At 73.4% G+C, this 8,713-nt stretch carries 7 protein-coding genes; 5 read left to right on the top strand and 2 right to left on the bottom strand.

All coding sequences use genetic code 11. From position 1 onward, the window contains the following. From Q0112_RS04885 to Q0112_RS04895, 3 genes are all read left to right on the top strand, one after another. The coding region (locus Q0112_RS04885) for an iron ABC transporter permease (RefSeq protein WP_297972220.1) at positions 1-587 on the top strand (587 nt) is incomplete at its 5' end. Beyond that, entirely contained in the window at positions 587-1,345 is a 759-nt protein-coding gene (locus Q0112_RS04890) for an ABC transporter ATP-binding protein (protein ID WP_297972222.1), read from the top strand. The genes Q0112_RS04885 and Q0112_RS04890, both read left to right, overlap by 1 nt. Then, positions 1,342-1,548 carry a molybdopterin-binding protein gene (locus Q0112_RS04895; RefSeq protein WP_297972225.1) on the top strand — a complete coding sequence of 69 codons (207 nt, stop codon included), beginning with the start codon at positions 1,342-1,344 and terminating at the stop codon, positions 1,546-1,548. Before Q0112_RS04890 ends, Q0112_RS04895 begins: the two co-directional genes overlap by 4 nt. Positions 1,549-1,724: 176 nt before the next feature. Here Q0112_RS04895 and glp read toward each other — a convergent pair whose 3' ends face one another. Then, positions 1,725-2,930 (bottom strand): gephyrin-like molybdotransferase Glp, encoded by a 1,206-nt coding sequence (gene glp / locus Q0112_RS04900; protein WP_297972227.1) that lies wholly within the window; start codon positions 2,928-2,930, stop codon positions 1,725-1,727. 278 nt (positions 2,931-3,208) lie between these two features. On the opposite strand from glp, the gene Q0112_RS04905 reads away from it, so the two are divergent. After that, a complete protein-coding gene (locus Q0112_RS04905) occupies positions 3,209-3,514 on the top strand; it encodes a hypothetical protein (RefSeq protein WP_297972229.1) in 306 nt (101 codons plus the stop codon). On the opposite strand, the gene Q0112_RS04910 is transcribed toward Q0112_RS04905, so the two are convergent. After that, positions 3,471-5,030 (bottom strand): helix-turn-helix domain-containing protein, encoded by a 1,560-nt coding sequence (locus Q0112_RS04910; RefSeq protein WP_297972234.1) that lies wholly within the window; start codon positions 5,028-5,030, stop codon positions 3,471-3,473. The genes Q0112_RS04905 and Q0112_RS04910 overlap by 44 nt on opposite strands. Before the next feature lie 465 nt (positions 5,031-5,495). Between Q0112_RS04910 and Q0112_RS04915 the strand changes: the two genes are divergently transcribed. After that, on the top strand, positions 5,496-8,713 hold a 3,218-nt coding region (locus tag Q0112_RS04915; protein ID WP_297972237.1), incomplete at its 3' end, for a type I polyketide synthase.

The raw sequence follows: 8,713 nt of genomic DNA on the forward strand, positions 1-8,713 counted from the left end.
CCCGCGGCCGCGACCCGGTGCTCGTCCTCGTCCTCGCCGGCGTCGCCATCGGCGCGCTGCTCGGCGCCTGCATCTCGCTCCTCAAGGTGCTCGCCGACCCCTACAACCAGCTCCCCGCCATTACCTTCTGGCTCCTCGGCAGCCTCGCCAGCGTGACGCGCGGCGACCTCCTCTCGATCCTGCCCGCCATCCTCCTCGGCCTCGCGCCGATGGTGCTGCTGCGCTGGCGGATGAACCTGATGACCCTCGACGACGAGGAGGCCCGCGCCCTCGGCGTCGAGACCGCCCGCCTCCGCCTCGTCCTCGTCGCCGCGGCGACGCTGATGACCGCGGCCGCCGTCTCGATCTCCGGCATCATCGGCTGGATCGGCCTGCTCGTGCCGCATATCGCACGGATGTTCGTCGGCCCCGACTTCGCCCGCCTGCTGCCCGCCTCGCTGATGCTCGGCGGCGGCTACCTCGTCGCCGTCGACACGCTCGCGCGCACCATGGCCCCGATCGAGGTGCCGCTCGGCATCCTCACCGCCGCGATCGGCGCGCCCTTCTTCCTCTGGCTGCTGCTGACCGCCCGGCAGGCCTGGCGCTGATGCTGGCCGCCCGCGACCTCGCCTTCGGCTACCGCCACGCGCCCGTAGGCGAGGGCGTCAGCCTCGAGATCGCCCCGGGCGAGGTCTTCTGCCTGCTCGGCCCGAACGGCTGCGGCAAGACCACGCTCTTCCGCACCCTCCTCGGCCTCCTGCCGCCGCAGGCCGGCCGCGTCGAGCTCGACGGCCACCCGGTCGCGAGCTTCTCGCGCGCCGCCTTCGCCCGCCGGGTCGGCTACGTGCCGCAGGCCGGCGCCCCGACCTTCCCCTTCACCGTCCGCGACGTGGTGCTGATGGGCCGCGCCAGCCGCATCGCCCCCTTCGCCGCCCCCTCCCCCGCCGACCGCGCCGTCGCCGAGGCCGCACTCGCGACGATCGGCATCGCCCGCCTCGCCGACCGCCGCTTCCCCGAGATCAGCGGCCGCGCGCTCGCCCAGGAGCCCGGGCTCGTCGTCATGGACGAGCCGACCGCGAGCCTCGACTTCGGCAACCAGGCCCGCGTCATCGAGCAGATCCGCGCCCTCGCCGCCCAGGGCATCGCCGTCGTCCTCTCCACCCACGACCCCGGCCACGCCTTCGCCTGCGCCACCCGCGTCGCGCTGATGCGGCGCGGGCATATCGTGACGATCGGCCCGCCCGACGCCGTCTTGACTCCCGCCGCCCTGCGCGATCTCTACGGCGTCGACGTGGCCATCGCCTGGGTGCAGGCCGCCGGCCGCAACGTCTGCGTTCCATCGCTGCAACCGGGGAGGACTCCATGAAGATCAGCGCGCGCAACACCCTGAAGGGCAAGATCGTCGAAGTGACCAAGGGCGCGACCACCAGCCACGTGAAGATCGACGTCGGCGGCACCGTCGTCACCGCCTCGATCACCAATACCTCGGTCGACGAGCTCGGCCTCGCGGCCGGCAAGACCGCCTACGCCGTCATCAAGGCCTCCGACGTCATGGTCGGCGTCGACTGAGACCGCCCGATCCCGAGCGCGGCCAGCCGCCAAGCACCGCACCCACGCCGAGCCTCAGGCGGAAGACCGCGACTGCCGCCTCCGGGCCGGACACCGGTTTCCATCCGGTTAACGGCGCGTAAATCTATCAGCGAAACCAATGGCATGACCGAACGGGCGCGCGCGCCCACCCTCGCTCAGAAGGTCACGAAGTCGACCGGATCGCCGCGGGCGACCACGGTTGCCGCCTCGGGCAGCAGGATCAGCCCGTCGGCGCCCGCCAGCGCCACCAGGCTGGAACAGCCCTGGACCGGCAGCGGAACCGCCACCTCCAGGCCGGAGCTCGTCTCGCGGCGCCCGGCGAGCGCCTCGATGCGGCCGGCGGCCTTGCGGAAGGTCCTGGCCAGCGGCAGCCGCGCCCGCCCCGGATCCGCCGCGGGATCGCCCGACAGGATCGCCACCAGCGGCCGGCCGAGCAGCGCGAAGGCGACCGCCGCCGCCATCGGATTGCCGGGAAGGGCAAGGATCGGGCAGTCGTCCACGTCGCCGAACCCCACCGGTCCGCCCGGCCGCAGCGCGAGATTGCGGAACTCGAGGCAGCCGCGCCGCGAGATCAGCCGCTGCAGATGGTCGGTCGCCCCCGCCGACGCCCCGCCGCTCGTGACGATCAGGTCGCTCTCCCACGCCGCGTCGATCAGCGCCGCGAGCAAACGGTCGGGATCGTCCCGCAGCACCCCCAGATCCCGCACGGCGCACCCGCCCGCCTCGAGCATCGCCCGCAGCATCGGGCGGTTGCTGTCGGCGATCTCCCCCGGCGCGAGCTCCGCGAAGCCTTCCCGCACCTCGTCGCCGACCGAGAGCAGCGCGACCCGCAGCCGGCAGCGGACGGCGACCTCCCGCACCTGCAGCGCATGCAGCAGCGCGAGCTGCGCCGCGCCGACCCGCTGGCCGGGCCAGAGGACGATGTCGCCCGCCCGCACCTCCTCCGCCCGCCGGCGGATATGCGGCTTCGCCCCGTTCGGCGGCGTGACGAGGACCTCGCCCCCCATCTCGCGGCAGAGCTCCTGCACCACCACCCGCTCCGCCCCGGCCGGAAGCATGGCGCCGGTGAAGATGCGCGCCGCCTCGCCGTCCCGGATCGCCCGTGTCGGCAGATGCCCGGCCGGGACCGTTTCGGCGATACTGAGCCGCCGCAGCCCCCCCGACCCGATATCCGCCAGGCGCAGCGCGTACCCGTCCATCGCCGCCGCGTCGAACCGGGGAAGGTCGGCCGGCGCGAGTACCCCCCGCGCCAGCCGCCGCCCGCAACTCGCATCGGCCGGAACGCTCTCCCACCCGACGACGGGCGCGAAGTTCCCGGCGAGAAACGCCAGCGCCTCCGCCAGGCTCTCCGGCCGGCCCAAGGTCAGCCCCCGCCGCCGGCGCAGGCTTGCGCACATCCCGCCGGCCGAGCGCTCGCGCCGGGCGTGCAGAGCGACAGCGCGCCAGGTCCGCCGGCGCCGATTCGCGCCGCGCCACCGACCGCTCCGCAGGTTGCCGGCGCCACCGCCTCGATCGGCATCTCCGGGATCCTCTCGTTATTTCCATAGAAATATATCGATGCCGGCTCACCCGACAAGATGCTCGATGCGGCGACGCGGCCTCGCTATCGTTGCGGCGCGCGATCGCGATCGGAGGCCCCATGGTGCGGGAGAACGAAATCCGCGACGGCGAGGTCGCCGCCGGCGACCCGCCCGCCGACGCGACGCTGGCGTTCATCGGGCGGATCCGGACCCCCTGGACCTCCCGCATGGCGACGCCCCGGCAGGGGCGGCAGGACGGCCCGATCTGCCGCATCGAGGTCTTCCCGCCCTGGAACGCGGCGCTGGCATCCCGGATCGAACGGATCCCCATAAGCCTCTGCCGCCCGGAGATTCAGCCGGAGCGGGACGAGAGCACCCCGTTCATACCTGCCCGCCGATCGACTGGGCGATGTGAGCCGGAATGATGCGACCACCGAAACGGCGGCTCAGGTGGGTGGTGAGGCCGTACATCACGTTGCGCCGCTGCCGCATCGCCGGGAAGCGACGGCCCGCGATGTAGAAGAGATAGTCGAGAGCGTTGCGCGCGCTCTCCTCGTCGATCGCGGCGAGCACCGTCTCGAGGTCGGTCGGCAGCGGCTCGAGCGCCGGATCGGCCAGCATCAGCCCGATGTGGAACCGGTATTCGGGGCGCAGCGCATAGAGCTGATCGCTCACCCTGTCGAGGGCGCGCCGCCGGCCGGACGCCATCAGCGCGATGCACTTCAGGATGAGCAGGTAGACCTGGAACTCCGAGGCCGGCTCGGACAGTTCCACGCCCGAGTCGAGCAGCCGCAGCGCCTCGCCGATCCTGCCGGAATACATGCGGATCTGGGCCTGGGTCGCGAAGGCGGCCGCAAACCCGCTGCTCTTCGCGAAGGCCTCGTCGGCAAGCCGCGCGACGAGGCCGAGGTGACCGCGGTCGATGAAGAGCAGGAGCTTCGCGATCGCCAGCACGAGCAGCGGATTGTCCTGCACCGCGGCGAGGTTCTCGAGCGCGATGGCCTCGATCGCGGCCTCGAGCTCCATGCGTTCGGCCCGCGTCATCAGCCGTCCCTCGTGCGGCGGGCGCAGCAGCTGCAGGTAGAGATGGATGCCCCACATCACCTCGAGATCGGGGTCGTTCGGCCGTTCCGCCCGCGCGCGGGCAAGCTGGGCCTCGCTTTCGCGCCAGCGCTCCGGCGGCATCGCCAGCATCAGCGCCGCCTCGTGCATGCGGACCTCGAGCGGCAGCTCGGTGACAGCGACCAGCGGCGCCTCGGGCGTCTGCGCCTGGTCGGACCAGATCGCGGCCCGGCAATCGGCCACCACCCGTTCCGCCATCGCCCGGGTATCCGCGTCGGCGAAGACGGCGCGCGTGGTGCGAACGACCTGGCCATCCGGCCCGCGGTGCAGGACGAAGGCCGCGTGCAGCGCGGCGCCATCGTCGTAGAAGCTGCCCTGCAGCACGAAGGAGGCCGACGCCGGCGTCTCGCGGAGCGGCGGCGAGTGGAGGGCGGTCGCCACCCGCCGCCCGTCGCCGAGGGCACTGGCGAAGCTCGCGGTCATTTGCTCGACGATCCGCTGCTCGCGGCCGGGCCGCCGGGGCAGGCCGAAGATCGGGCCGATCAGCAGGAAGACCTTGCCGGGCGCCGGCTCGAGCGGCCGGGCGATCCAGACATAGCCCTCGCCGTACTGCGTGGCGATGAAGCGGGGATGGCGCGCATCATCGCCGAGCCGCCGGCGCAGCCGGCTGACGAGGAAGTCCACGTTCCGCTCGCCCGCCGGCTCGTCGTCCCGCGCCAGCAGATCGGACAGCTGCCCCCTCGTGAACAGCCGCCCCGGCTGGCTCGAGATATGAAGAAGCAGCGCACGCTCCTGCCGGCTCAGGCGAAACTCCGTTCCGTCATCGCGCCGCACCCAGAGCATTTCCCGGTCGAACACGACATCGTTGAACCGAATCATCCCCCCGCCCTGCGCTCGTTCGCCCCGCGCGGAAGTCTGCGCAGCGCAGGCCACGCGTGCAACCGCAGGGGGGCCGGCACGCAGGGCGATTGCTCCGTGCTTGCGCCTTCGATACCGCCCCTGCGGGGTCGGCGCGATCCGGGCTTGCGGGCGAGTAACGAAGCATTAACCCGACGAATCCCTTCAGCATCAATGGGATACCTATAGTTTCGCGCGCGAAATCATGATCGCGCAGGGCTCGACGCGCCTGCCCGGGGGCGCCCGGCCCGCTCGTTCTTGCGTCTTCACCCGATTGCCGCTGGCCGGCACGTCTCTGCCGCTCGCGATGCCCTTCGAGCTCTTCGGCCAGGGACCGGCCGCGCCATTTTCAAATACTGGGACAACATTCGCCTGCTACGGCGCCTGAAGGAGCCACCGAGGAACCCTCCCCCCATGACATCGACCGCACGGCGCCCTCTGGCAATTGTGGGGATCGGCTGTCGCTTTCCGGGAGGCGCCTCGGACGCGGAGACGCTCTGGCAGCTGCTCGTGGACGGCGTCGACGCGATCTCCGAGGTGCCGCGCGACCGCTGGGATGTCGGCCGGTTCTTTCACCCGGACGCTTCGGCTCCCGGCAAGACCTACGCCCGGCACGGCGGCTTCCTCGGCCAGTCGCCGTTCGATTTCGACGCCGCCTTCTTCGGCCTCTCGAACCGCGAGGCGGCGGTGCTCGACCCGCAGCAGCGCCTGCTGCTCGAGGTGGCCTGGGAGGCGCTCGAGGACGCGGGCCTCGACGCCACCGCCCTGCGCGGCCATCCGGTCGGCGTCTTCGTCGGCGGGTTCAGCCTCGACAACCTGATCGACCGCTTCGGCATTCTCAGCCGCGACCAGATCTCGCCGAGCACCGCCACCAGCTCGACCCTGGCGATGCTGGCGAACCGGCTCTCGCACGCCTTCGACTTCGCCGGCCCGAGCCTCGCCGTCGACACCGCCTGCTCCTCGTCCCTCGTCGCCACGCACCTCGCCTGCTCGTCGCTCTGGGCCGGGGAGAGCGAGATCGCCCTTGCCGGCGGGGTCAACGTCCTGCTGGCGCCGGAGCCGTTCATGGCCATGGCCAAGGGGGGCTTCCTTTCGCGCACGGGACGGTGCCAGGCCTTCGACGCGGCGGCCGACGGCTACGTCCGCGCCGAGGGAGCGGGGATCGTCGTCCTCAAGCCCCTCGACCGGGCGATGGCCGACGGCGACAGGGTCTACGCGCAGATCCTGGCGACCGGCGTCAACCAGGACGGCCATACCCCCGGCATCTCGATGCCGAACCCCGAGGCGCAGCAGGCCCTGATCCGCCGGGTCGTCGCCGCGGCGGGGGTCGCGCCCGCCGACATCGTCTACGCCGAGGCGCACGGGCCGGGCACCCAGGCCGGCGACCCGATCGAGGCCGACTCGCTCGGCCGGGTCCTCGGCGCCGGGCGGCCCGACAGGCGGCCGCTGCTCGTCGGCTCGATCAAGACCAGCATCGGCCATGCCGAAGCCGCCGCTGGCGTCGCCGGCCTCGTCAAGGCGGCGCTGGTGCTCGCGCATCGCCGCGTGCCGCCGAACCTGCACTTCCGCACGCCCAACCCGCGCATCGACTTCGAGACGCTCCGGCTGCGCATCCCGACGCGTGCCGAGGCCCTGCCGGCCGAGGGGCGGATCTGCGCCGCGGTCAACTCCTTCGGCTACGGCGGCACGAACGCGCACGCGATCCTCGCGAGCGCGCCCCCGCCCGAGCCGGCCACCGCCGACCCCGACGACGCGGTGGAGCGGCTCTTTCCGGTCTCGGCACGGGACGAGGCCGCGCTGACCGCCTTCGCGCAGCGGCTCGCCGAGGCCGCCGGACGCCTGCCGCTCCCGGACATCGGGCACACGCTGGCGCGGCGCCGGACGCACCACCCGGTCCGGGCGGCGGTCTGGGCCCGGACGCCGGACGATCTCGCCGACGGCCTGCGCCGGCTTGCCGCGCCCGGCCGCTTGCCCGGCCACGCGCCCGAGGCGCCGCGCCGGCTGCTCTTCGTCTATACCGGCATGGGCGCGCAGTATCGCGGGATGGGCCGGCATCTCTTCGCCGAGAACGCGGTCTTCCGCGCCGCCATCGAGCGTTGCGACCGTCTGGCGCGCACCTGCTCGGGCCAGTCGCTCCTCGCACCCTTCTCGGGGGATCCGGCCGCCGCGGACGCCGGCACGCCGATCCGGGCACCGATCGACGCCCAGCTCCCCAACCTCGCGCTCCAGGTCGGCCTGACCGAGCTCTGGCGGTCGCTCGGGATCGCCCCCGACGGCGTCCTCGGCCACAGCGTCGGCGAGATCGCCGCCGCCTGGGCGAGCGGCGTCCTCACCATCGAGGAAGCGGTCCGCATGACCTGCGAGCGCGGGCGGATCTTCCAGCGGATCGCCGGCCGGGGATCGATGCTCGCCGTCGGGCTCGGCAGGAGCGCGGTCGAGGCCCGCCTGCCGCGCGGCGGCGAACTGACGGTCTCCGCCCTGCTCGCGCCCGATTCCACCGTCCTCGGCGGCCCCGTCGACGCGCTCGACCGGCTGGCCGCCGACCTCGCCCGCGACTCGATCTTCCACCGCCGGCTGCAGGTCGACGTGGCCTATCACCACGCCCAGGTCGATGCGATCGAGGCCCCGCTGCGTGCCGGCTTCGGCGACGTCGCGCACGCACGCCCCGCCCTCCCGCTCTACTCGACGCTCGAGGGCCGCCGGATCGACGACGACGATCGCCATGATCTCGACTACTGGCTGCGCAACGGCCGCCGCCCCGCCGACTTCGAGCGGGCAGTGACGGCGGCGGTCGCCGACGGCTTCGACGCCGTGCTCGAGATCGGCCCGAACCGGGTGATGGGCGCCGCCGTCCGGAGCTGCGCGGCCGCTGCCGGGCGAGCGGTCTGGACCGGGGCATCGATGATCCGGGGCGAGCCCGAAGGCTCCCACGTCCGGGCGCTGCTCTCCGAGATGTACGTCAACGGCATCCCGATCGACTGGAGCGCGCATCATCCCCGCGGCCGCCTCGCCCCCCTGCCCTCCTATCCGTGGCAGCGCGCCCGGATCTGGACCGAGGCCCCCGAGACGCGGGCCGCGCGCGCGCTCGACCCGGAGGAGCCGCTGCTGCACCAGCGGGTCGCGGCGGCCGGCCCGGTCTGGGAAACCGACCTCGGGGCGGCGGCGCTCGACTACTTCGGCGACCATGTCGTCGCGGGAACGCCGCTCTTCCCCGCCGCGGGCCAGGTGGCCGTGCTGCTCGCCGCGTCGCGCGCCCTCGACCGCGGCAACAGCCTCGAGGGACTGAGGCTCACCCGGCCGTTGCCGCTTACCGAGCGGACCCGCCTGCGGGTCGAGATCGACCCCGACTCCGGGATCGCGACCGTGAGCGCGCGCGCCGGCCACGACGAGGACTGGCAGCGGTGCGCCTCCGCCCGCCTCGGCCTGCCGCGCCGCCCGCGGCCCCACGCCGGCGACGGAGATCCCGCCGGCAGGCGTCTCGGCGAGGCCGAGGTCTATGCCGAGCTCCGGGAGCGCGGTCTCGCCTACGGGCCGCGGTTCCGGCCCCTCCGCAGCGTCACGCTCGGCGAGACCATGCTCGCCGCCGATCTGTCGCTGCCCGACGGCGTCCCCGCCGCCGGAGCCCTGCACCCCGTCCTGCTCGACGGCGCCTTCCAGGCGCTGGC

Origin of the sequence: uncultured Amaricoccus sp. (assembly GCF_937858865.1) — a bacterium.
Lineage (GTDB): Bacteria > Pseudomonadota > Alphaproteobacteria > Rhodobacterales > Rhodobacteraceae > Amaricoccus.